1 protein-coding gene is annotated in these 333 nt (G+C 53.5%); it reads right to left on the bottom strand.

The genetic code is table 11. The annotated features are described in order from the left end of the window. Positions 1–79 precede the first annotated feature (79 nt). Positions 80–333: hypothetical protein (locus NE665_RS24190; protein WP_256302742.1), on the bottom strand; the 254-nt coding region annotated here is incomplete at its 5' end.

Genomic DNA, 333 nt, shown 5'->3' with positions numbered 1-333 from the left:
CCGCAAGCAGGAGCAGGACGATCAGGAAGATCATCCCCTTGCGCTGCTTCCCTGCTCTCTTCTCTTCTGTTTCCATCCCTTACTCCTCTCTGATCTCGTACTGTTTTCTTTCATAGGTTGCGACATCTGCTTCACTGATCGATGTGATGAAGCGGATCTTATAGGCTTCCTTGACCTCCCCATCACTGTCCCACGGCCACTTTTGCCCCGCATTTGCAGCACCGCTCACATAGTAATCGGCACGGCTTCCACGCCCCATGAGGAACAGGTCCTCCTTCTGAGAAGCTGTCTCTGTCTGGAACCATGCTCCGTTTCGCGGACTGGTAAAGTTGG

The organism is Clostridium sp. DFI.1.208 (assembly GCF_024463855.1).
Taxonomy (GTDB): domain Bacteria; phylum Bacillota_I; class Bacilli_A; order Erysipelotrichales; family Erysipelotrichaceae; genus Clostridium_AQ.
Note: the sequence above shows the minus strand (reverse complement) of the source record. Positions and strands in the feature narration are given on the sequence as shown.